This window comes from Mycobacterium sp. (assembly GCF_965230835.1).
Lineage (GTDB): Bacteria > Actinomycetota > Actinomycetes > Mycobacteriales > Mycobacteriaceae > Mycobacterium.
This window is the reverse complement of record NZ_CBDDLW010000002.1, coordinates 1,959,805-1,980,652: the sequence shown is the minus strand read 5'-3', so window position 1 is coordinate 1,980,652 and position 20,848 is coordinate 1,959,805. Positions and strand designations below refer to the sequence as shown.

Annotated in this window: 18 protein-coding genes and 3 pseudogenes; 14 read left to right on the top strand and 7 right to left on the bottom strand. The window is 62.7% G+C overall.

Translation table 11 applies throughout. The annotated features are described in order from the left end of the window. The first annotated feature begins 36 nt into the window (after positions 1 to 36). Genes eccD through eccE form a run of 3 tightly spaced genes read left to right on the top strand, consistent with a single transcriptional unit; the run spans position 37 to position 3,886 of the window. A complete protein-coding gene (eccD, locus tag ACO07W_RS09560) occupies positions 37 to 1,452 on the top strand; it encodes a type VII secretion integral membrane protein EccD (protein ID WP_421842678.1) in 1,416 nt (471 codons plus the stop codon). After that, positions 1,449 to 2,900 carry a type VII secretion-associated serine protease mycosin gene (gene mycP, locus ACO07W_RS09555; protein WP_421842676.1) on the top strand — a complete coding sequence of 484 codons (1,452 nt, stop codon included), beginning with the start codon at positions 1,449 to 1,451 and terminating at the stop codon, positions 2,898 to 2,900. The genes eccD and mycP overlap by 4 nt, the downstream gene beginning before the upstream one ends. Continuing rightward, positions 2,897 to 3,886: a type VII secretion protein EccE gene (gene eccE / locus ACO07W_RS09550; RefSeq protein ID WP_421842674.1), complete on the top strand. Its 990-nt coding sequence runs from the start codon at positions 2,897 to 2,899 to the stop codon at positions 3,884 to 3,886. Before mycP ends, eccE begins: the two co-directional genes overlap by 4 nt. On the opposite strand, the gene ACO07W_RS09545 is transcribed toward eccE, so the two are convergent. After that, positions 3,873 to 5,090, bottom strand: coding sequence for an alpha/beta hydrolase family protein (locus ACO07W_RS09545; RefSeq protein WP_421842672.1), 1,218 nt, complete (start codon positions 5,088 to 5,090; stop codon positions 3,873 to 3,875). The genes eccE and ACO07W_RS09545 overlap by 14 nt on opposite strands. A gap of 154 nt (positions 5,091 to 5,244) precedes the next feature. On the opposite strand from ACO07W_RS09545, the gene ACO07W_RS09540 reads away from it, so the two are divergent. Next, on the top strand, positions 5,245 to 6,030 hold the full coding sequence (locus ACO07W_RS09540) for a trans-aconitate 2-methyltransferase (RefSeq protein WP_421842670.1): 786 nt from the start codon (positions 5,245 to 5,247) through the stop codon (positions 6,028 to 6,030). On the opposite strand, the gene stf0 is transcribed toward ACO07W_RS09540, so the two are convergent. The 4 genes from stf0 to ACO07W_RS09520 all read right to left on the bottom strand — a co-directional run bounded on the left by stf0 (position 6,019) and on the right by ACO07W_RS09520 (position 9,685). Next, positions 6,019 to 6,822, bottom strand: a complete 804-nt coding sequence (stf0, locus tag ACO07W_RS09535; protein WP_421842668.1) for a trehalose 2-sulfotransferase — start codon at positions 6,820 to 6,822, stop codon at positions 6,019 to 6,021. The genes ACO07W_RS09540 and stf0 overlap by 12 nt on opposite strands. Positions 6,823 to 6,851: 29 nt before the next feature. Continuing rightward, the gene (locus ACO07W_RS09530) at positions 6,852 to 8,276 is read right to left on the bottom strand and encodes a sulfatase (RefSeq protein WP_421842666.1); all 1,425 of its coding nucleotides are present in this window, start codon (positions 8,274 to 8,276) and stop codon (positions 6,852 to 6,854) included. An 86-nt stretch (positions 8,277 to 8,362) separates the two neighbouring features. Then, positions 8,363 to 9,040: a 5,6-dimethylbenzimidazole synthase gene (gene bluB / locus ACO07W_RS09525; RefSeq protein ID WP_421842664.1), complete on the bottom strand. Its 678-nt coding sequence runs from the start codon at positions 9,038 to 9,040 to the stop codon at positions 8,363 to 8,365. A 162-nt stretch (positions 9,041 to 9,202) separates the two neighbouring features. Further along, positions 9,203 to 9,685 carry a hypothetical protein gene (locus tag ACO07W_RS09520; protein WP_421842662.1) on the bottom strand — a complete coding sequence of 161 codons (483 nt, stop codon included), beginning with the start codon at positions 9,683 to 9,685 and terminating at the stop codon, positions 9,203 to 9,205. 57 nt (positions 9,686 to 9,742) lie between these two features. Here ACO07W_RS09520 and ACO07W_RS09515 point away from each other — a divergent pair. The 5 genes and pseudogenes from ACO07W_RS09515 to ACO07W_RS09495 form a co-directional block, all read left to right on the top strand. After that, positions 9,743 to 10,213, top strand: a pseudogene (locus ACO07W_RS09515) (phosphatase PAP2 family protein); the annotation flags it as partial. A 93-nt stretch (positions 10,214 to 10,306) separates the two neighbouring features. Beyond that, positions 10,307 to 11,542 carry an IS21 family transposase gene (gene istA, locus ACO07W_RS09510; protein ID WP_421839994.1) on the top strand — a complete coding sequence of 412 codons (1,236 nt, stop codon included), beginning with the start codon at positions 10,307 to 10,309 and terminating at the stop codon, positions 11,540 to 11,542. Then, positions 11,542 to 12,333, top strand: a complete 792-nt coding sequence (istB, locus tag ACO07W_RS09505) for an IS21-like element helper ATPase IstB (protein WP_421839995.1) — start codon at positions 11,542 to 11,544, stop codon at positions 12,331 to 12,333. Before istA ends, istB begins: the two co-directional genes overlap by 1 nt. A gap of 60 nt (positions 12,334 to 12,393) precedes the next feature. After that, positions 12,394 to 12,636 (top strand): annotated as a pseudogene (locus ACO07W_RS09500) (phosphatase PAP2 family protein); the annotation flags it as partial. 102 nt (positions 12,637 to 12,738) lie between these two features. After that, entirely contained in the window at positions 12,739 to 13,395 is a 657-nt protein-coding gene (locus ACO07W_RS09495) for a L,D-transpeptidase family protein (RefSeq protein WP_421842660.1), read from the top strand. Between the two features lie 9 nt (positions 13,396 to 13,404). Here the strand turns inward: ACO07W_RS09495 and ACO07W_RS09490 are convergent, their stop codons facing one another. Next, positions 13,405 to 13,935, bottom strand: coding sequence for a nuclear transport factor 2 family protein (locus tag ACO07W_RS09490; protein WP_421845902.1), 531 nt, complete (start codon positions 13,933 to 13,935; stop codon positions 13,405 to 13,407). A 36-nt stretch (positions 13,936 to 13,971) separates the two neighbouring features. Here ACO07W_RS09490 and ACO07W_RS09485 point away from each other — a divergent pair, with 36 nt between their 5' ends. The 3 genes from ACO07W_RS09485 to ACO07W_RS09475 all read left to right on the top strand — a co-directional run bounded on the left by ACO07W_RS09485 (position 13,972) and on the right by ACO07W_RS09475 (position 17,989). Then, positions 13,972 to 15,213, top strand: coding sequence for a hypothetical protein (locus tag ACO07W_RS09485; RefSeq protein ID WP_421842658.1), 1,242 nt, complete (start codon positions 13,972 to 13,974; stop codon positions 15,211 to 15,213). 151 nt (positions 15,214 to 15,364) lie between these two features. Then, positions 15,365 to 17,275, top strand: a complete 1,911-nt coding sequence (locus ACO07W_RS09480; RefSeq protein ID WP_421842656.1) for an Hsp70 family protein — start codon at positions 15,365 to 15,367, stop codon at positions 17,273 to 17,275. A gap of 327 nt (positions 17,276 to 17,602) precedes the next feature. Further along, positions 17,603 to 17,989 (top strand): hypothetical protein, encoded by a 387-nt coding sequence (locus tag ACO07W_RS09475; protein ID WP_421842654.1) that lies wholly within the window; start codon positions 17,603 to 17,605, stop codon positions 17,987 to 17,989. A gap of 27 nt (positions 17,990 to 18,016) precedes the next feature. Here ACO07W_RS09475 and ACO07W_RS09470 read toward each other — a convergent pair. Further along, a pseudogene (locus ACO07W_RS09470) lies at positions 18,017 to 18,711 on the bottom strand (DUF3060 domain-containing protein). Positions 18,712 to 18,774: 63 nt separating this feature from the next. On the opposite strand from ACO07W_RS09470, the gene ACO07W_RS09465 reads away from it, so the two are divergent. Both ACO07W_RS09465 and ACO07W_RS09460 read left to right on the top strand, forming a co-directional pair. Beyond that, positions 18,775 to 19,800: an NADP-dependent oxidoreductase gene (locus tag ACO07W_RS09465; RefSeq protein ID WP_421842652.1), complete on the top strand. Its 1,026-nt coding sequence runs from the start codon at positions 18,775 to 18,777 to the stop codon at positions 19,798 to 19,800. 147 nt (positions 19,801 to 19,947) lie between these two features. Next, on the top strand, positions 19,948 to 20,832 hold the full coding sequence (locus ACO07W_RS09460) for a glycoside hydrolase family 16 protein (protein WP_421842650.1): 885 nt from the start codon (positions 19,948 to 19,950) through the stop codon (positions 20,830 to 20,832). The last annotated feature ends 16 nt before the right edge of the window (positions 20,833 to 20,848 follow it).

Below are 20,848 nucleotides of genomic sequence, written 5' to 3'. Positions count from 1 at the left end.
GGAATCGTCCTGCAGTCACGGGTCGAGGGCCCGGTAATGGCCGGCGCCACTATGCCGATCGTCCGCGTTGCGGTTCTCGCGGACAGCAGGTTAACGGAGATGGCTTTGCCCGCCGAGTTGCCGCTGCGTGAAATCCTGCCCGCGGTGCAGCGTTTGGTGGTTCCCGCAGAGCAAAACAGCGCCCCTTCGGACCCCGCGTCCGATGCTGCGTTGCAGAGTCTGGCACCCATTGGTGGCGCGCCGTTCAGCCTGGATGCCAGCTTGGACACCGTCGGAGTCGTTGACGGTGACTTGCTTGCGCTGCAGTCGGTGCCCGTCGGTCCGGCCGCACCCGGCATTGTCGAGGACATAGCGGACGCGGCCATGATCTTCTCGACGTCCCGGCGTAACCCCTGGGCCACAGCGCATATCCAACGTTACGCACTGGCTGCGGTGATCGCTGTCGTCATGTTGGGAACCGGTTTGTCGGCTACCTACCGGGCGGTCACCGCAGAGTTGGCCCCGCTGCTTGCAGTCAGCGGGATCGCGGCCTTTACCGGGTTGGCTGCTCTTCTGCTGGTGTCTCGCTGGGCGCGCACCGCGATCCTGCTGGCGATGGTTGCGCTGTTGCCTATCGGCGCTGCGCTGGCTTTGGTGGTGCCCGGAAGATTCGGGCCGGCCCAGCTGATGCTTGCTGCAGCGGGCGTCACGGCTTGGTCGCTGATCACCTTGATTGTTCCCAGTGTAGAACGCGAACGTGTCGTCTCTGTCTTCACCGCGACCGCGGTGGTCGGGTTCGGGGTCTTGCTAGCAGCGGGCGCGGAATTGCTGTGGCAGCTGCCGATCCTGACTGTCGGCTGCGGGTTGATCGTGGCTGCACTGCTACTCACCATACAAACGCCTCAGCTCTCGGCATTGTGGGCACGACTGCCGCTGCCGGTCATCCCAGCGCCGGGCGACCCGACTCCGTCGGCGCCGTCAGCTCGGGTCCTTCAGGATTTACCGCGGCGGGTACGGGTCGGCGACGCTCATCAAAACGGTTTTATTGCCGCGGCCGTATTGCTCAGCGTGCTGGGATCGGTGGCAATCGCATTGCGCCCCGAGGTGGTCAGCGGTTTGGGCTGGTACGTGGTGGCGGCAACTGCGGCCGCGGCCATGTTGCGTGCTCGAGTGTGGGATTCGGCTGCATGTAAAACCTGGTTGCTCGCTCAGCCTTACCTGGTGGCCGGAATCCTGCTGGTGCTCTACGCCGCGACGGGGCAATACGTCGCGGCGTTCAGTGCGGTGCTGATTCTCACGGTCCTCACGTTGGCCTGGGTGGTTGTTGCATTGAACCCGCAAATCGCCTCGCCGGACAGCTATGCGCTGCCGGTTCGCCGGCTGCTGGGTTTTGTCACTGTCGGCCTGGATGCTTCGCTGATTCCCGTCATGGCATACCTGGTTGGTCTGTTCACCTGGGTTCTCAATCGATGAAACGGGCCGGCTCAGCCTGCTTCGCAGCGGCGCTAGCAGTTCTATCAACAGGGGCGCTGGCGACCTGCTCGTCTGCAATGGCGATTACCCCGCCAGTGGTTGACTCCGACGTGCGGCCTCCAAGTGGAACTCCGAAACCACTGCAGCCGATGAAGCAGCGGGGCAAGTGCACTGTCTCCGGTGTTATTCCGGGTACCGATCCCGCCGTCGCCGCAGCTAGTCAAACGATGCTGAATCTTCCTGCGGCGTGGCAGTTCTCTCGGGGTGAAGGTCAGCTTGTGGCGGTCATCGATACCGGGGTTCGGCCGGGCCGGCGACTACCCAACGTCAATCCCGGCGGCGACTTCCTGGCGTCGACCGACGGGCTAACCGACTGTGACGGGCATGGCACTCTGGTTGCCGGAGTCATAGCCGGCCAACCGGACCCGCGTAGTGGGGATGGCTTCTCCGGGGTGGCGCCCGCGGCGAGGGTGCTATCCATCAGAGTGACGTCCGCGAAGTTCTCACCGCAGAGACCTGGTGAGGATCCGCTGATGGCTCGCGCAGCGCTGCAGATCGCGACGCTGGCCCGGGCTATCGTGCGTGCGGCGGACCTTGGTGCGCGTGTTATCAATATCTCCGCGATAACCTGCCTGCCTGTCGATCGGGTGGTTGACCAAGCTGAGCTCGGAGCGGCGATAAGGTATGCGGCCGTCGAAAAGGACGCTGTGATTGTGGCCGCCGCAGGCAACAGCGGCGCGACCGGCTTAGTTGGTGCTGGTATGTCGTGCGAGTCCAATCCACTCACTGACCTCAGCCGTCCGGACGATCCACGGAACTGGGCGGGTGTCACTTCTGTCTCCGTTCCGTCGTTGTGGCAGCCCTATGTGCTGTCGGTTGCCTCGCTCACTTCGCACGGGAAACCGTCGAACTTCACTATGGCTGGACCCTGGGTGGGTATCGCGGCCCCGGGCGAGAACATTGTGTCGGTCAGCAACGACGATGGTGGTGGTCTGGCTAACGGTCTGCCGGGCGACCACCGGAAAATTGTGGGTCTCAGTGGTACCAGCTACGCGGCCGGCTACGTCTCGGGAGTTGCAGCGTTGATCCGCAGCAGGTACCCCGAGTTGACTGCTACCGAGGTGGTGCGTCGCATCACAGCCACGGCGCGTGACGGCGCCCGTGCACCCTCGAATGTCGTGGGCGCTGGCGATCTTGACGCGGTGGCCGCTTTGACCTGGGAACTGCCCGCTGGTGTAGGAACCCGAGATGAGTCTGGCTCCCGATTTGGCGAAGCACCTGATATGGCGGCGACAAAGCCGGTTGCCATTCCGCCGGCGCCAGCGCCAAAAGACAACACGCCGCGGAACATTGCACTCGCTGGAAGCGCAGTGCTGATCTTGTTGGTCGCGGCCACCGCGACCACTGTCGCTATAGCCGCGCGTCGGCGAAAGGAGGCCACCCGGTGACTCTGCACCGATCGATCGTCTGGCCGGGAAGCGGCCGTATCACGTTGGCGCTACTGGCAATAGTGCCCGCCGTGATGGCCTACCCGTGGCGGTCAGCACGCGACTATTGGATAGTCGGTGTCGGCGCGGCCGTCGTCATTGTGTTGTTCAGCTGGTGGCGCGGCCTGCATCTCACGACCTTGCTGCGGCGTCGGTTGGCGATCCTGCTCCGCCGTCGACTGCGGTTCGTATCCGATTGCGGCACAACGACCACAGCGCTGTTGCGGGTCGGTTCGCCGGCCTTCGACGGAGATGCGCTCCCTCTGCTGCGGATAGCCCAGTACCTTGACTGCTACGGCCTGCGTGCCGATACCATCCGAATCACCAGCCGCGGCAGCACATCCGGCGCCTACGAGACATGGATTGGGCTGACGGTGTCGGCTGCTGACAATCTCGATGCGTTGCTAGCGCGTTCATCGCGGGTGCCGGTGCACGAGACGGCTCAGGTTGCGGCTCGCCGGCTTGCTGACCACCTTCGTGAGATCGGTTGGGAAGCAAGTACGGTCGTTGCCAACGACCTTCCGCAGGTGCTGGCTCGCGACGCCAAAGAAGTTTGGCGCGGTGTGTGTCAAGGTGACTCGGATTACGTTGCGGCATATCGGGTCAGTGTGGATGAGGGTTTGCCCGAGACATTGACCGCGATCAGGTCGTATCCGGCGCGTGAGACTTGGGTGGCGCTGGAAATCGCGGGTCATCCGAGCGACTACACAGTGGCGGTCGCATGTTCCTTCCGGACGGAGGCATTGCCGGGGAGCGCCGCGCCAGTTTCCGGACTGACCCCGCAACGCGGAGATCAGCTGCCGGCGCTTGCGGCATTGGACCCGTCGTCCACTCAGCGGCTCGATGGGCACACCGCAGCGCCGGGCCTGCTGGCCGGAATCGACTGGCCTACCGCTGGGACTGGGACACACCAGGTCCTGAACCACGAGGCCCCTAGTCGAACATGATGTCACGCAGGAACCGCGTCATCCGCTGCAGATAGTCCAACTGACTTACGTGCAGTACATGGCCGCCGGGGAACCAGTGCAGCGTACAGCGATCCCAATGTTCCCACAGCATGACGGCCTGATCAGGTGGCGCCATCCGGTCGCCGAGTCCGGTGATGATCATCCGACGGCTAGGGGAAAGCAGTGGTTGGTAGTTCATCGGGCCATGGTAGGAGAGCCCCGCGGCTAGCTCTTCGTCGCTGATTTTGCTGAGCCGCCGTCCCATTCGGAAGATTTTGTTGGCCGGGAACCATTCGCTGAACGTCGCCGCTGGCGTCACAACAGGGCAGTTAGGGATTACGGCCTCGAGGCGGTCTTCGACGGAAGCCAGCAACGCGGCCGTGTAGCCGCCCAGCGAAATACCGGTGAGCGCAATGCGCTCAACACCGGTGTAGCGCAGATAGTCGACAATGGAGCGAAAGTCGCAGACTGCCTGGGCCATCGCTTCAGCGAAACCACTCAAGCCGCTGGCGAAATAGCCGAAACCGCTGAACGGCGATAACTTTTCGGCCCGTTGGCCGTGAAACGGCAAGGTATACAACACAACGTCATAGCCGGATCGGTAATACCAGGGCAGGGCGAAAAACAACCCGTTGATTAAGTAGGACGATCCCATGAAGCCGTGGATGACGCACAACGTCGGCCGCGGTCCGTCTTCGTGACACCAATGCTGTGCTCGCACGATGTTGTTGGCGGTCAATGCGCTCCATTGCGCGCGCATGGTGGGGTTTATTGCCTGGAATCGACTGGTGAACGTGATGTTGTTGACCCTGCCCTGCGCGATCCGCTCGGTGAACGGGTTGGCTCTCCGCGAAGAGATCCTGGGGAGCTCGGTCGGCGCTGGAAACGATTTTGTCGGGTCGCGTTCGTTCGCGAGGTCTGCGTAGAAAGCCAGGTTGCTGCGTTCACTGCTGGAATTGACGCCGCGTATGGCTCGGAAGAGTACGGCCGGCGCCACCGTTGCGGCGAGCACTGAGGCAGTAGCGGTCCGCAATGCGACATCGGCGATTGAGGATGCGTCGACGGTCATACGTTGGCGCAGCGACAATGCGGAGCGTTGGGGCAAACCAGCCGTCGCGGCTGTGGCAGGTGCGTCGGGAATGGCCGCCAGTGAGGCGCTCGGGCTGGCGTCGACATTTTTCCGCGCCCCGGAAATCTCGGGCATTCCGCCGATCGTATCCCGCCAATCACGCCGGTCGCAGACTCATTTGGCCGCGTTGGCAATTTTCGGCAGCTTCGACGCGCATTCCTAGGGTGTCCGGTAATACGGTTTGTTGGTATAGCTTCGAGCAGCGACGGTTTCTAGCAGGAGGACCGACATGTGGGATCCCAACGTTTATTTGGCTTTTGCTGATCATCGTGGGCGTCCGTTCCACGAATTGCTGTCTCGGGTCGCTGCCGAACGGCCACGCCGGGTGGTCGATCTCGGCTGCGGCCCGGGCAACCTGACCCGATACCTTGCCCGGCGCTGGCCCGGCGCTGTGGTCGAGGCTGTGGACAGCTCACCAGAGATGGTCGCCGCGGCCCGTGAGCGCGGGATAGACGCCACCGTCGGCGATGTGCGGACCTGGAAGCCTAGGCCTGACACAGACGTGGTGCTCAGCAACGCGGCCCTGCATTGGGTCCCCGAGCATTCTGAGCTGCTGGTCCGGTGGATTGGCGAGTTGGCGGCCGGAACGTGGATCGGAATCCAGATCCCCGGCAATTTCGAAACACCCTCGCATGCGGTGGTGCGGGCGTTGGCTCGCCGTGAGCCTTACGCAAAGGTCATGCGAGACATACCGTTTCGCGTAGGAGCGGTTGTTCATTCACCGGCGCACTACGCCGACCTATTGATGGACGCCGGGTGCAAGGTTGATGTGTGGGAGACAACATATTTGCACCAGTTGACGGGTGAGAACCCGGTGCTGGAATGGATTACCGGCACGGCGCTTGTTCCGGTGCGCGAGCGACTCAGCGACGAAGTGTGGGAGCAGTTTCGCCAGGAACTGGTCCCGCTGTTGAACGACGCATACCCCGCTCGCCCTGATGGGACGACGATCTTCCCGTTCCGGCGGCTGTTCATGGTGGCCCAGGTGGGCGGTGCAAGTCGGTTAACTCGGTAGCCCCAGAAGCGGCGCTTCTTTTCGATAGCGGTCGACCCACTCATCGGAGCGTTGGTTGGCTTGCCGTTCCAACATCGGTGGCGGCGCCAGCTTGGGATCCTGCCCGATTGCCTCCAGCACACCGGCGACAATCGTGGTCAGGTTGCGCCACAGCACCGGGTAGGCAATATCGATCGGCGTGATGGCTTCCGCACTGAACCAGGCGCGCCAGCCGGCTTCTTGATCACGTAGGTTTTTGATGATGTGCGCGATGGCGCCGGCGTGGTAGACGGCCTGCAGGTCGCGTTCCGGGTGGGGCCGGCCCCGCCAGACCTGTGTCTGCGCGGCACGCCAGAACGACACCGCCTGTGAGACCACATCTGGCCGATAGACGTGCACGAAAACAGGTTCGCGGCCAATCACGTCGCGAAGAGCGGCGCGCAGGCCGTCACCGCTGCGGTCGGGAAGCTGGGACGCGCGCTTTTGCAGCAGTTCGGTCTGGTTCCACATCAGTTTGCCGCCCCAAATGCCATTGGGCGTGCGGCCCGAACTTCGGATGTGTTCTCGCCAGGCAATCGGCGTTGCGGTGTCTGGGGTTCCAGGCTGCACGGGGTCGAGCAGCTGCAAGATCGTCTCGTCGTCGACCTCGGCGAACCATTCCCGCGGCTGGGGCGCCATGCCGGTGGTGGGCAGGTACTGGAAGAACTCTTGTGGTTCGCCCGCGCATCCGGTTGCCCGCAGCGATTCGACCAGAAGGGTGCTGCCGCTTCGTTGCGTCGCGAGTACTAGATACGCTGTCGCGGGGCGAGGCACCGGATGAGCTTAGCGGCAGGTCAGTAAGGCTATGGGTCGGCGGGTGAGATTTGCTCCTCGATCCCGCGGTCGACAGCGATCCCCGACCGGCTGGTAGGCGCCGTGCGATGGATCTTCAGATACGTGTCCGTGTATCGCTGCGCGATGCGGGAACCGGCGAACTCAGAAGGTATGACGTCGTTGGTTCGCTGGCGCCAATCATGAAGTCGGACAGCAAGATCAGCTGCGATCGCATCCGCCGCTGCAGGGTTGTCACCGGCCAACAAATTGTTGGTTTCAGTGGGGTCGGCGCACAGATCGTAGAGCTCCCGATCGGGGCGAGGATCCTGGACCAACGGTGCGACGGCCAACCCGGACGGGCTTTCCTCAATGTCCCACGGCAGGTCCAACAGTGGTCGAGGCGCGTAGTTCTCGATGTAGCTGTATTCCTTAGTCCGGATAGCCCGAATTGGGTCGAACGAATCGTGATAGGTCTTCATCGTGCACACGTGGTCGCGCACCGGTTCAGGGTGCGCGCTCGGTGTGAGCAGAGTTTGCGCGTGCGACACACCCTCGATGTCAGCGGGGACCTCGAGCCCTAACAGCTCAAGCAGGGTCGGGACTAGGTCGACACCACTGAATAGTTCCTCGTAGACGCGGGCCTCCGTCGCCTGCCGGGTGGGTGGGCGGATAATCATGGCAATGCCGGTTCCGGCCTCGTAGAGGGTGGATTTCGCGCGGGGAAATGCCGCGCCGTGATCGGTGAGGAACACCACCCAGGTGTCTTCATCCAATCCCGTGTCCGCCAGTGTGTCCAACATCTGGCCGACGGCCGCGTCGGCGGTGGCGATAGACCCATAGAACTCGGCGAGGTCTTGGCGTACCTCGGGGGTGTCGGGCAGGTAGTCGGGAGGATCGACGGTTGCGCTATCGGATGGCTCGTAGCGTTCGCGCGGGTACGGGCGATGCGTCTCGAAGAACCCCGCCGTCAACAAAAACGGTTTTCGAGATGCAGTCGTGGCTGCGGCCCGAAGCCAATCCTCGACCCTCGCTACGACGTACTCGCAGTATGAGTTCGACACGTCGAACTCATCAAAACCCAGCCGTTTGGGGGAGGAGGTCTCGTGTTGCATGCCGAAAAGAGACGAATGCCAGCCCGATTCGGCCAACAACTGCGGAAGGGTCCGTACTCCGGCACGGTATTCCCAGCCGTGGTGGGCCAGACCCACCAGCCCGTTGCTCTGCGGGTAGCGGCCGGTAAATAGTGATCCGCGCGACGGCGAGCACAGGGGCGCGGTGGCATGGGCTCTGGTCAAAAGGATGCCCTCGGCGGCGAGTTGATCCAGTCGCGGACTGGAAACATCCTGGTGACCGTAAGCGCCTAGATGCCGGCCCAGGTCGTGCCAGTGCACGATGAGCACATTGTCTTTTTGGTTGTTGAGTTCGGAGTCGCCTGCCGCACCTGCGCCCGCCATTTCCGTCACCTCTCCAACTTCGCCAATTACGTCCGGCGAGCGGCGACGATACCCGAGCCGACAGCCGAGCGGGCGCCGTGAGCGGACTAGTCGGAAAAATCGGTCCGATCTGGCGTTGGTGGATCCCATTGGTTCTCCGAGACAAACTCCGCCAGTGGCCGTGCAAATGCCCAGCCGTCTAATTCCAGCGCCGGCTGATCCGGAAATTCCGGCACCGGTCCCAGACAAAGGATGGCCACCGGCTCGGCACCGGCGGGCATTGTCAGCAAGGCCGCCAAACGCCGTGGATCGAACAACGACACCCAGCCCATACCCAGCCCCTCGGACCTGGCCGCCAGCCACAGGTTCTGAATTGCACACGACACCGAGGCCAGATCCATTTGCGGTAACGTGCGGCGGCCGAAGATGTGTCCGTCGCGGTCGTCGCGCAGTGCCACCACCATCAGCTCGGCGCAATCGCGTATGCCTTCGACCTTCAGCGCTAGAAATTCTTCGGCCCGCTGCCCCAGACCGCGGGCGGTGAGCCCGCGCTCCTCGTCGACGAGTGCATGGATACGTCGCCGGAGCTGCTCGTCGGTGATCCGGATGAATCGCCACGGCTGCATCAGACCGACACTGGGCGCGGCATGCGCTGCTTGCAACAGGCGCGCCAACACGCTCTCGGGTACCACACCGCCGGGGGTGAACCGGCGCATGTCACGCCGTTCGGAGATCACGCGATACACAGCCTGGCGCTCCTGCGGGCTAAACGCGTGATCCTTCACAGAGCAATGGTAGAAAATTGCGGCTAGCGTGAATGATGTCCATCAGCGGTAGCTGTGCGGAGCCCCGCCGGAACCCCAGCTTCGCCAGAATTACGCAGCCTTCCGAGGGGGGCTATCGACATACTCGACCAATTGTCCAGAGGTGGCTGCGGTCGACTTAGATTAAGGGCTGTAGGTCACGCCGACCGCGCGGTAGACGTATTCGGGCGGGACGTCGAAGGCCAGCGATCGCCGTGGCAAGCGGGCGAGGATGTCGCCGGGGATGGCGGCCTTGTAGTGCAATCCGAGGTGGCCGCTGAACTTCGGGTCAACGTCGGCGGTGTCGACTTCGAGGCGCAGACCGGTTGACGAGATCTCGACGGTCGCGGCACCCGCAGTCGCCTCCTGCCAACGCACATCGACTTCGCGGCCGGCCAGCTTGGGCACCACCGACAGTGTCGCCAGCACCCGCTGTGCGGTGAACGCCAGCGAGCCGCCGTAGCTGGCGATACTGTGCGATGCCCGCAGGCCCGGAATCGCACCGGTAAACCGCCTGGTGACCGGGACGTATTCGACCAGGTAGATGATTCCTTCTGCCTCCACCTGGGTTCGCAGGTCGGTGGGCAGCTTGCCGATGCCGAACAACCTGCGAACAATCACGGCCATGAACCCAGTATGCGACCGCGGGGTCGTCGTTGCCCCAACACGGGAATTGGTTGAGGCATGATCCGCACCCGCACCGTCGTTGCCATCCTCGTCGCGCTAGTCGCTATCGGGAGCTATGCCGTCTTGTGGGTGGGCGAGGCCGAGCATTGGCGTTGGTTGAGCAGCTTTGACTGGTCGTTGCTCAACGCGGCGCATGACATAGGCATCAAGCACCCGGCCTGGGTGTGGTTCTGGAGTGTCGTGTGCTTTGTCCTGGGCCCGTTCGTATTGCGGCCGTTGTGTTTGCTGGTGGCGGTGATCGCACTTGTGCAACGCAAGGTGCGGATGGCGCTGCTGTTGCTAGTGTGCGGCCCGCTCATCGGACTGGTGACGATGGTGGCCAAGGGTCTGGCTGACCGCCCGCGGCCGGCCACCGCGCTGGTCGCCGCACCATCCACCTCTTTCCCGTCCGGACATGCGCTGGAGGCGGTGACCTGTGCGTTCGCGCTGCTGACCTTCTTGCTGCCCATGGTGGCCAGCCGGTCGACGCTGTCGGCGGCAACTGAATACTGACCAGTGGGCGGCAATTGAAAATTGACCAGCTTCCTAGAGTGCCTTGGCTATGTGTCAAGGAGGAGGCAGGTGTTGAACGTGGAGGATTGGGCTGAGATTCGCCGGTTGCGCCGGTCGGAGCAGTTGCCGATTGCCGAGATTGCGCGGGTGATGGGTATTTCGCGGAATACGGTGAAGTCGGCGTTGGCTTCTGATGGGCCGCCGAAGTATCGGCGTGCGGTGAGGGGTTCTGTTGCTGATGAGGCCGAGCCGCGGATTCGGGAGTTGTTGGCGGCCTATCCGCGGATGCCGGCGACGGTGATTGCTGAGCGGATCGGTTGGTCGTATTCGATCCGCACACTGAGTGGGCGGGTGCGTGAGTTACGGCCACTGTATTTGGCGCCGGATCCGGTGTCACGGACGACGTATGTGGCCGGTGAGGTCGGGCAGTGTGACTTCTGGTTTCCCGATGTTGTGGTGCCGGTGGGGTATGGCCAGGTTCGTAGGGCGGCGACGTTACCGGTGTTGACCATGGTGTGTGGGTATTCACGGTGGGCTTCGGCGCTGTTGATTCCGACACGCGCTGCCGAAGACTTGTATGCCGGTTGGTGGCAGCATCTTTCGACGTTGGGTGCGGTTCCACGGGTGTTGGTGTGGGATGGTGAGGGCGCGGTCGGGCGGTGGCGGGCACGCCGACCAGAGTTGACCCCGGCATGTCAGGCTTTCCGCGGGACCTTGGCCACCACGGTAGGGATCTGTAAACCCGCTGATCCTGAGGCCAAGGGTCTGGTTGAACGGTTCCATGACTATTTGGAGCGGGCGTTTTTGCCGGGGCGGGTGTTTGGCTCCCCAGCCGATTTCAACATCCAGTTGCAGGCCTGGCTGGTGGGGGCCAACCACCGCCAGCATCGGGTGCTGGGATGCCGGCCAGCAGATCGCATCGCCGCCGATACCGCAGCGATGCTGGCATTGCCGCCGGTTGGGCCCAGCATCGGATGGCGACGCTCAACGCGGTTGCCTCGCGATCATTACGTGCGCCTCGACAGCAACGATTACTCGGTGCATCCGGCCGCGATCGGCCGCCGTATCGAGATCATCGCAGATCTAAACCGGGTGCGGGTCTGGTGTGACGGCACGCTGGTCGCCGACCACGACCGGATCTGGGCCAAACATCAAACGATCAGCGATCCCGAACATGTCCAGGCCGCGAAACTGCTGCGGCGCAAACGGCTCGAGGTTGTTGGTCCACCGCATCACGTGGAGGTCGAACAACGCCGTCTCGCTGATTACGACGCCTTGTTGGGCCTTGACGGGCCGGTGGCGTGATGGCTGCCAAGACCGCGACCAGCAGCCGTGATGTCACCGCCGAGCTGGCGTATCTGACCCGGGTGTTGAAAGCCCCGACGCTGCGTGAGGCCATCGAACGTCTCGCTGAGCGCGCCCGAACCGAAGCGTGGAGCTATGAAGAATTCCTCGCGGCGTGTCTGCAGCGTGAGGTGTCGGCTCGGGAATCTCACGGCGGCGAAGGGCGCATCCGCGCTGCCCGCTTCCCATCACGTAAATCGTTGGAAGAGTTCGACTTCGATCATGCCCGCGGTCTCAAACGCGACATCATCGCCCATCTGGGCACCCTGGACTTCGTCACCGCTAAAGACAACGTGGTGTTCCTCGGCCCACCAGGGACCGGCAAGACCCACCTGGCGATCGGGATTGCGATGCGCGCTTGTCAAGCAGGTCACCGCGTTGCGTTCGCGACCGCTTCGCAATGGGTTGATCGTCTTGCTCGCGCCCATCACAACAGCACCCTGCAAGCCGAATTGGCGCGGCTGGCCCGCTACCCCCTGCTGGTTGTCGATGAAGTCGGCTACATCCCGTTTGAACCCGAAGCCGCCAATCTGTTCTTCCAACTCGTGTCGTCGCGTTACGAACGGGCCAGTCTCATCGTCACCTCGAATAAGCCCTTCGGGCGGTGGGGCGAAGTGTTCGGCGACGACGTAGTCGCCGCCGCCATGATCGACCGACTCGTCCATCACGCCGAAGTCATCGCCCTCAAAGGAGACAGCTACCGCATCAAAGACCGAGACCTCGGCCACACCACCACAGCCGAGGACCAATGAAACCAAGCTGGTCAATTTTCGATTGCCGAAACCTGATCAGTTTTCACTTGCCGTTGACAGACGCGCCTTGTCGTGATTGCGGCGAGTGTGCTGAGTATCGTCACAGTGGGTGTGGCCAGGGTTGCGTTGAACGTTCATCACCCGTCCGACGTCATTGCTGGCTGGGCGCTCGGATACGTGTACTACCTCGCATCCCTGTGGGTGTTTCGGCCGCCACTGATATTTTCCGCTGGCCAACGCGGCGCTCAGGCTTTGATGGAGCCGCCCAAGCAACCCGAACCAGATCTGGGTGCCATGCGCTGAAGGCCCACTGCGTTTGGGTGCTCGCATTGTCACGCCGCAGAGACCTAACTGCGTCACAACATTTACTTGACCCTGAGGCTGGGTCGATTCGACGATGAAACGATGCGCCGATTGGTAGCCGTGGTGTGTGCTGCGGTATGTACAGGTTGCGCAGCGATAGCGCTCGCCCCAACGAGCTTGGCTGTGGTCAAACCGTGGTTCGCGAAGTCGGTTGGCAATGCTGTGCAGGTGGTCTCGGTGGTGGGAACCGGTGGCTCGAACGCCAAGATGGATATCTACCAGCGCACTGCCGCAGGCTGGCAGCCGCTCAAAGCTGGTATCCCCACGCATATCGGTTCAGCCGGTATGGCGCCCAAGGCCAAGAGCGGGTATCCGGCCACCCCGATGGGCGTCTACACCTTGGACTCCGCCTTTGGGACCGCGGCGAATCCTGGCGGCGGGTTGCCTTACACCCGAGTCGGGGCCAACCACTGGTGGAGCGGTGATGACAAGAGCCCCACCTTCAACTCCATGCAGGTGTGCGAGAAGTCGCAGTGCCCGTTCAATACGTCCGCGAGTGAGAATCTGCAAATCCCGCAGTACAAACACTCGGTCGTGATGGGTGTCAACAAAGCCAAGATCCCCGGTGGTGGCTCCGCGTTTTTCTTTCACACCACCGACGGCGGCCCCACGGCGGGCTGCGTCGCAATCGACGATGCCACGCTGGTGCAGATTATCCGTTGGCTGAGGCCAGGTGCGGTGATCGCGATCGCGAAGTAACCGGGTCTCTCATTCAGCTTTAGGATCGGTTATAGCGCGGCCGGTTTTCACCTTGAAGTCGATGTTTGCTACCGACATCGTCGCCTCGTATGTGCGGTCGTAGCCGGTGGCGCTGATCCGCCAACCATCCGGGGTACGCCGGTATTGGTCGCGGTAGAAGGCCGCTCCGATCAGCATGAAATTGGCCTCGGCGACGATTACCCGGTCTTGCAGATACCAGGTACCCGTTGCTGTGTCGCCGCTTACCGTGATTTCTGGGTGGGCGACCCGGTGCTCAGTAATTATGGCCGGGCCAAGCGCAGAGCGCATGTAGCCGACCAAGTCCGAGCGGTTGGTGAAGTGCAGCTCCTCACCGACGGATGACCCATAGTCGCCGCGGACATCTTCGGTGAGTGTGTTTGCGAAATCGTCCCAATGCTTGGTGTCCAGAGCTCGTAGGTACCGGTATTTGACCTGCTTGATCGCTTCGGCATCAGCTGTCGGGTCGTGGGGGGCAACGTGTCTATCATCACCAAGACTCATCTGGCCATTGCAGCACATGCTGCTATATGCGGCGCGCATGACTACTTTTGGACTATGACGACGACTCCGTACCGCAGTCGTTACGCGGCCTTGTCTCGCCGCGAGCTGGCAATTCTGGTGCCGGAGCTGCTCCTGATCGGGCAGATGATCGATCGTTCGGGCATGGCGTGGTGCATCCAGGAATTCGGCCGCGAGGCGATGCTACAGATTGCTATTGAAGAATGGGCGGGGGCTAGCCCGATTTACGCCAAGCGTATGCAGCGTGCGCTGAACTTCGAGGGTATCGACGTACCGACCATTTTCAAGGGTCTACAGCTCGATATCGGTGCTCCGCCGCAGTTTATGGATTTTCGTTACATCCTTCACGATCGTTGGCACGGCGAGTTCTATCTCGATCATTGCGGCGCTCTGCTCGATGTGGAGCCGATGGGCGAGGACTACGTCATCGGTATGTGCCACACCATCGAAGATCCGACATTCGACGCCACAGCGATTGCGACCAACCCGCGTGCACAGGTGCGGCCCATCCACCGGCCGCCCCGGGTTCCGTCCGATAGGCATCCACACTGTGCCTGGGCCGTGACCATCGACGAGTCCTACCCTGAAGTGGAGGGTATTCCCGCGTTGTGCCTAGTTCGTGAAAAGAAGGCTGCTACTTGGGAACTGGACGAGATCGACCAGTCCGAAGAAGGGCGGTTCGACTATTCGGGGGCAGTGCTAGCCGACCTTGACTTCGGAGCATTCTCGCACTCTGCGCTGGTGCGGATTGCCGACGAAGTGTGTTTGCAGATGCACTTGCTGAACCTGTCGTTCACCATCGCGGTGGCCGAACGAGCAACTGCTGATCCCGAACTGGCTGTCTCGGTGGGTACACGCCAGCTGATTGGAATAGCCGGGCTTGGTGCTGAGCGAATTCACCGCGCGCTGGGGCTCCCCGGCGGAATTGACGGTGTGTTAAGGACGCTCGAGTTGCACCCGCTGCTCAATCCCGCCGGCTATGTCGCAGCGGTAACGGCCGGGGACCGCGTGATGGTGCGTCGTTCGCCAGCCCACGATGATGGTTCCTGGATTTCGCTCTGCACGCCCGAATCGGTGCAGCCGCTCCAGGCGATCGTCACCGCTGTAGACCCATATGTCAGCGTTCGGGTGAGCGGGACGAACGACAACTGGACCGCTGAACTGGTCCGCACCGAGACTGCCGCGGCTGAGTTGCCAGAAGTTTTGGTGACCAAGGTCAGTGGCGGGTCGACATTCCAGTGTGAGTCGAGGCGTTCGTTGCCGCTCACCGCGGTTTAAGTCGGCGGAATTTGTCAAGGCGGAGGTCATACCGCTTCGGTGACGACACCATATCGACCGTATACCAATGAAGTTGAGAACAAATTGTGGGTGTCGTGCGCGGCTATGGTTAGCGCTGGCCATTGACCCTATCAATGAAGGTATTTGTTCTATGTACGACCCGCTGGGGTTGTCGATCGGGACCACGAATCTGGTCGCGGCGCATCACGGGCTTTCGCCGATTTCGCGTCGGGCCGTGTTGACGCTATATCCGCATTGCGCTCCGAAAATCGGTGCACGTGACGAGAATCCGGGCGTTACTGATTCTGGCGTTCTGATGAGTGGTTTCGTGGAGTGCATCGGTGACTCGGTGACCTTGGCTTCTACGGACGGGTCAGCGCACGATCCGGATCTACTGCTCGTCGAGGCGTTGGACGCGATGGTGGGTACCGCAGGTGCCGATGCGAGCTTGTCGGAGATCGTGATCGCCGTACCAGCGCACTGGAAACTAAAAACGTTGCAAGCACTCCGCAGTGGGCTGCGGACTCATGTCGGCTTCGTACGCAGCGGAATGGCGCCGCGGTTGGTTCCAGACGCAATCGCGGCATTGACTGCGGTGAATTCCGAGCTGTGTCTGCCCGCCGGCGGCGTGGTGGGGCTAATCGATTTTGGCGGTTCTGGCACGTCGGTCACGCTGGTGGACACCAAGTCGGATTTCGAGTCGGTCAGCCCCACACTGCGCTACGAGGGTTTCTCCGGTGATCAGATCGACCACGCGTTGTTGCTCTGCGCCCTCGAAGAACTCGGCTACAGCGACATCGACCCGGACGACGCTGCCGCTTCCGGTGAGCTCGGACCGCTCCGGGACCAATGTCGAGCGGCCAAGGAGCGCTTGTCCACCGACACCACAACGGAATTAGTCGGCCAGCTTCGCGGTCGTAGCTGCCGTATCCAGGTGACACAACAAGACGTGGAAGACTTGATACAGGATCGGCTAAACGGCTTCATCCGTGCTTTTGATGACATGCTGGCGCGCAACAATGCTTGCTGGGCCGATCTTTCGGCGATAGTCGCGGTCGGCGGCGGTGCCAGTATTCCGCTTGTCACTCAAAGTCTTTCGTTCCACACCCAGCTACCGGTTCGGACTGTCTCACAGCCTGCGTACGCGGCAGCGGCGGGTGCTCTCCTGCTGGCCGCCCGTGGCAAGGAAGTCAGCTATCGGACTCGGACAACCCTGGCCGTCGCAGCGATTGCGCACGCCAGCACCGACGTCCTCGAAATGCCAGCCAGCGACGTGATGGTGGTCGACCCGGATGCATTGACAGAACGCGAGTTGGCTTGGTCGCAGACCGAGTTCCCCGGCGATGTGCCCGTGCGGTTCGACGGTGACTCCTACAACGAAGACGGCCCCAGTTGGTCGATGCAGCTGAACGCGATCGAGGCGCCTCAAGAACCTCCGTGGCGCCGATTCCGGGTATCCCAGCTGCTTATCGGAGTGTGTGCGCTAGTGGCAGTTACCGCAATCGGTGGTGTGGTGTTCACGCTTACGGCCGTCGAACGGCGTCAGCTGCCTGCGGTGCCCAGCCTCGCGCCCTTGCCGGTGCCGCCGCCGAGCCCAACGGCGCCGAGTTCTATGGCGCCTAGTCCGATCCCGCCGCCCACCGCCGACGTGCCGGCTCCCAGCGACGTGCCGGCTCCCAGCGCAGCACCGGCCCCAACCAGTGTTGCGCCGCCTCCTCCTGCACCGGTGGCGCCCACGACCAAGGCGCCGCCTGTGGCTACCACGACGCCACGCCCGTGGTCCGCGACGACAACGCCTCCCATAACAACGACAACGACACCTGAGCCGCCACCGACGACAACCAACCCACCGGTCGCAACCAACCCGCCGACCACAACGGCTCCCACGACGACGGTGCGGATCAAAACCGAATGGTTGCACGTCCCGTTTCTTCCGATTCCGATTCCGGTTCCGGTTCCGCAGCAGGAGGCTCCTGAGCCGCCTGCCCCTGCGCAGCAAGCCCCGCACCATCAGGGTGGCTCGGACTCGCAAAACCCGTTCAGCAGGCCTGGCCCTGGGTGATTGGCGGAGTGCGCAACCGTCCCACCCGCGTTTGGCCAGAATTCATCGGCGTCGTGGTGCGCGCGTGACTAAAGGCTGAACTGGCAAAAAGTCCAACGAGGTCGAGTGATCCTGATGGATTTGCTGCGCCCGCAACACGGCAAAAAAATATCAATGCGGCTCATTTGGCGTCGGCGGCGCGGGCGAGGTGAACCTCGGCGCCTTTTGCCTCGTCTACCTCGACGTAGGCGCCAGCGATGATAGCCGCTTCCCGGCTACCGCACGTGGCGGATCTTCGTAGCTGCGCGCACACTGGGCAGTATCGGTATGGGCTGCGAGGAGGTAACTGTGGGCGACTACGGTGGGTTCGGCTTTGATCCCGATGAATTTGATCGACGGATCAGGGAGGGAAGCGAAGGGCTCCGAGACGCGTTCGAACGGGTCAGCGGTTTCCTCGCCGGTCCTGAAGGCCGACCAGGGTGGTCGGCGATTCTCGAAGATCTGGCTCGGCGGACGCGACCTGATCCGGAGACCGCCGGCGAGGCAGGCGACGGGGTGTGGGCCATCTACACGGTGGACGGTGGTGGCAGTGCTCACGTCGAAGAGGTGTATGCGACTGAACTCGAGGCCCTGCGCGCGAACAGAAATAATATTGACCCGAAGCGCAAGGTTCGTTTTCTGCCGTATGGCATCGCGGTCAGCGTCCTGGATGACCCGGCAGAGGAGACCACATAGCGTCCGGGTGGCTGCGGCCAATCGCGCTCAGCTTGGCTCGACGCTGTTCGAAACTCCGGATTTAGTGATTTTGGGCGACCCCGATTGATACGTGACGTTGTTGTTGAGGCCTGAGGCTTCAATGGCATCGGCGGCATGGACGGTGACCGTGTTCTCAAAACCGGACACGATGAGGCTGGCGCAGTGGCCGGTGATCACGACCGTGTTGACACCCCGCTGACGGTGACGGTGCCGCCGGTGCAGGCGATTGTCCTATTCTCGTTGATCCCGACGACGCTGAGGTTGTTGCCTGGCGTCTGGTTAGGCGGCATCGATTCGGCCCCGGGCTTTTGAATCTCGGTGGGGGCAAGGTTGCGTTGACCAACTTGGGGCGGTTCGGCCACCGGGGAAGTACGGGGGCTGGGTGACACGACAACAACGCCGCTGTTTGAAAGTCTATTGGCAGCGAAGGCTGCGATCCCCCCGACGATGGCGAGTGTGCCTACGGTGAACAGCATGGCCACGATCAGCCACCCGCGGTTGCCCGAGGATTTTCCTGAAGATGCCCCGGGAAATGACGTGTCGTAGCCGAAAGACGGTGGCGGCACCTGGCTGGGTTGGAACGTCGAGTAGGGGTGAGCGCCGGAGCGCTGTGTCACGTCCAGTTCGGATGCGCGCGCCGTCTCGGCAAGTGGGCGCTCCAGCTCCCGGATCCGGGCTTCTGGGTCGTCCTCTGGGCTCATGCACAGATGCTCCCACACCAGGATCGGGCCGGGTGGGGCAATTGATTGGGTAGTTTCAGGATCGTGACTGCCGTGTCGAACCGCCAGATTGTGTTGCGTCGCCGTCCAACCGGACTCCTTGCTCCGGGCGACACTGAACTGGTCAGCTGCCCGGCGCCGGAGCCGGCCGAGGGTGAGGCACTAGTCCGCACCACTTACGTCGGCATTGATGCCGCCGCCCGGACCTGGCTAGACGACCAACCCGGCTACCTTCCGCCAGTGCAACTGGGTGAGGTCATCCGGGCGGCCGGGATCGGCCGCGTGGTCGCGTCGCGCTGTAACGCGTACGCCGTCGGAGACGTGATCACCACCCTGACCGGATTCCAGGAGTACGTGATCATCCGGGACGACGTGTTCAGCACGCCGATCCCGGGTGAGGACGATCAGCTGGCGATAATGTCGGTGTACGGCCCGACAGGTGCCACCGCCTACTTCGGGATGACTGACATCGGCCGGCCGCAACCCGGGGAAACCGTGGTGGTCTCGGCGGCGGCAGGCGCCACCGGATCGATAGCTGGGCAGATCGCCAAGATCGCTGGAGCCCGGGTGGTAGGTATAGCGGGCGGGCCGGCGAAGTGCCGTGCAGTGGTCGAGGAATTCGGTTTCGACTCGTGTATCGACTACAAGACGGCCGACTTGCCGGCGGCACTCAAAGAGCACTGCCCTCGCCGGGTTGACGTGTACTTCGACAATGTCGGTGGACCAATTCTGGACGCGGTACTGGGTCGGCTGGCCGCGAGGGCACGAGTAGTGCTTTGCGGTGTCATCTCCAGCTACCTGACTGGCGAGCACCCGGGGCCGGCCAACTATGTGAACCTGCTGGCAAAAACCGCGTTGATGCAGGGATTCAACTCGCTGGACCAATGGGGCCGCTTCGACGAGGCCTTTGCGGCCCTCCGTCGATGGGAGGCCGAGGGGCGGCTGGTGCACCGCCAGACGGTGTTCGAGGGCCTCGATTCGTGCGTCGAGGCCCTCAACGGGCTGTTCACCGGGGTAAACATCGGCAAGACGCTGGTCAAGATCAGCGACCCCGGCGTGCACCGCCTATAACGCCGAACTTCGGCGGGTTTTGGGTGGGTAATCGGGAACGCGCGTGGAATCGAGGGTATCGACGTCCGGTTGTGGCCCGAAGCCGGGCGACCTTTGGCCGCTTTGGCGTTGAATGCAACGTGGCGATGCTTGGGCTGCTATCGTCCCTTGCTTATGCCTCAGATGGATCGTCGCCGAATGATGATGATGGCGGGATTCGGCGCATTGGCGGCCGCGATTCCCGCCCCGAAAGCTATCGCCAGCCCCTCCGCGCCAGCCGCGCCGGCGGACCCGCCACCGGCGCCCGTCGCGCCAGTGGCGGCAACCGGGGGGTTCCTGTTCAGCGACGAGTTCGACGGTTCGGCCGGCTCGGCCCCCGACCCGTCTAAGTGGCAGGTTTCTTCGCACCGGACGCCAATCAAGAACCCAGTGGGTTTCGATCGACCTCAGTTCTTCGGGGAATACCGCGACAGTCGCAAGAATGTGTTTGTTGACGGCAACTCCAACCTGGTTCTGCGGGCTACCCGGGAGGGCGGCAACTACTTCGGCGGCTTGGTCCATGGGCTATGGCGGGGTGGCGTCGGGACCACCTGGGAGGCGCGGATTAAGTTCAACTGCCTCGCACCGGGTATGTGGCCCGCATGGTGGTTGTCTAACGATGATCCCGGTCGCAGTGGTGAAATCGACTTGATCGAGTGGTATGGCAACGGCAGTTGGCCGTCGGGGACGACCGTCCATGCGAATCCGGACGGCACAGCATTCGAGACTCATCCCATTGGCGTGGACAACGCCTGGCACCGTTGGCGGGTCACGTGGAATCCGGACGGCATGTACTTCTGGCTTGACTACGAGGACGGCATGCAGCCCTACTTCAACGTTCCTGCGACCGGTATCGAGGACTTGAATGCACCGATTCGCGAGTGGCCGTTCAACAGTCCTGGCTACACGGTGTTTCCGGTCCTAAATCTTGCGGTCGGTGGTTCCGGCGGCGGCGATCCGGCGTCCGGTTCCTACCCGCAGGAGATGCTCGTCGATTGGGTGCGCGTCTTCTAGGGCAGACGTGGCACGC

Coding starts and splice junctions, on each gene's coding strand:
- eccD (WP_421842678.1), top strand. CDS start 37: ATGGCCGGCGCCACTATGCCGATCGTCCGCGTTGCGGTTCTCGCGGAC.
- ACO07W_RS09520 (WP_421842662.1), bottom strand. CDS start 9,685: ATGGCCGTGATTGTTCGCAGGTTGTTCGGCATCGGCAAGCTGCCCACC.
- ACO07W_RS09540 (WP_421842670.1), top strand. CDS start 5,245: ATGTGGGATCCCAACGTTTATTTGGCTTTTGCTGATCATCGTGGGCGT.
- ACO07W_RS09530 (WP_421842666.1), bottom strand. CDS start 8,276: ATGGCGGGCGCAGGTGCGGCAGGCGACTCCGAACTCAACAACCAAAAA.
- mycP (WP_421842676.1), top strand. CDS start 1,449: ATGAAACGGGCCGGCTCAGCCTGCTTCGCAGCGGCGCTAGCAGTTCTA.
- istB (WP_421839995.1), top strand. CDS start 11,542: ATGGCTGCCAAGACCGCGACCAGCAGCCGTGATGTCACCGCCGAGCTG.
- ACO07W_RS09545 (WP_421842672.1), bottom strand. CDS start 5,090: ATGCCCGAGATTTCCGGGGCGCGGAAAAATGTCGACGCCAGCCCGAGC.
- ACO07W_RS09480 (WP_421842656.1), top strand. CDS start 15,365: ATGTACGACCCGCTGGGGTTGTCGATCGGGACCACGAATCTGGTCGCG.
- ACO07W_RS09490 (WP_421845902.1), bottom strand. CDS start 13,935: ATGTGCTGCAATGGCCAGATGAGTCTTGGTGATGATAGACACGTTGCC.
- ACO07W_RS09495 (WP_421842660.1), top strand. CDS start 12,739: ATGCGCCGATTGGTAGCCGTGGTGTGTGCTGCGGTATGTACAGGTTGC.
- ACO07W_RS09485 (WP_421842658.1), top strand. CDS start 13,972: ATGACGACGACTCCGTACCGCAGTCGTTACGCGGCCTTGTCTCGCCGC.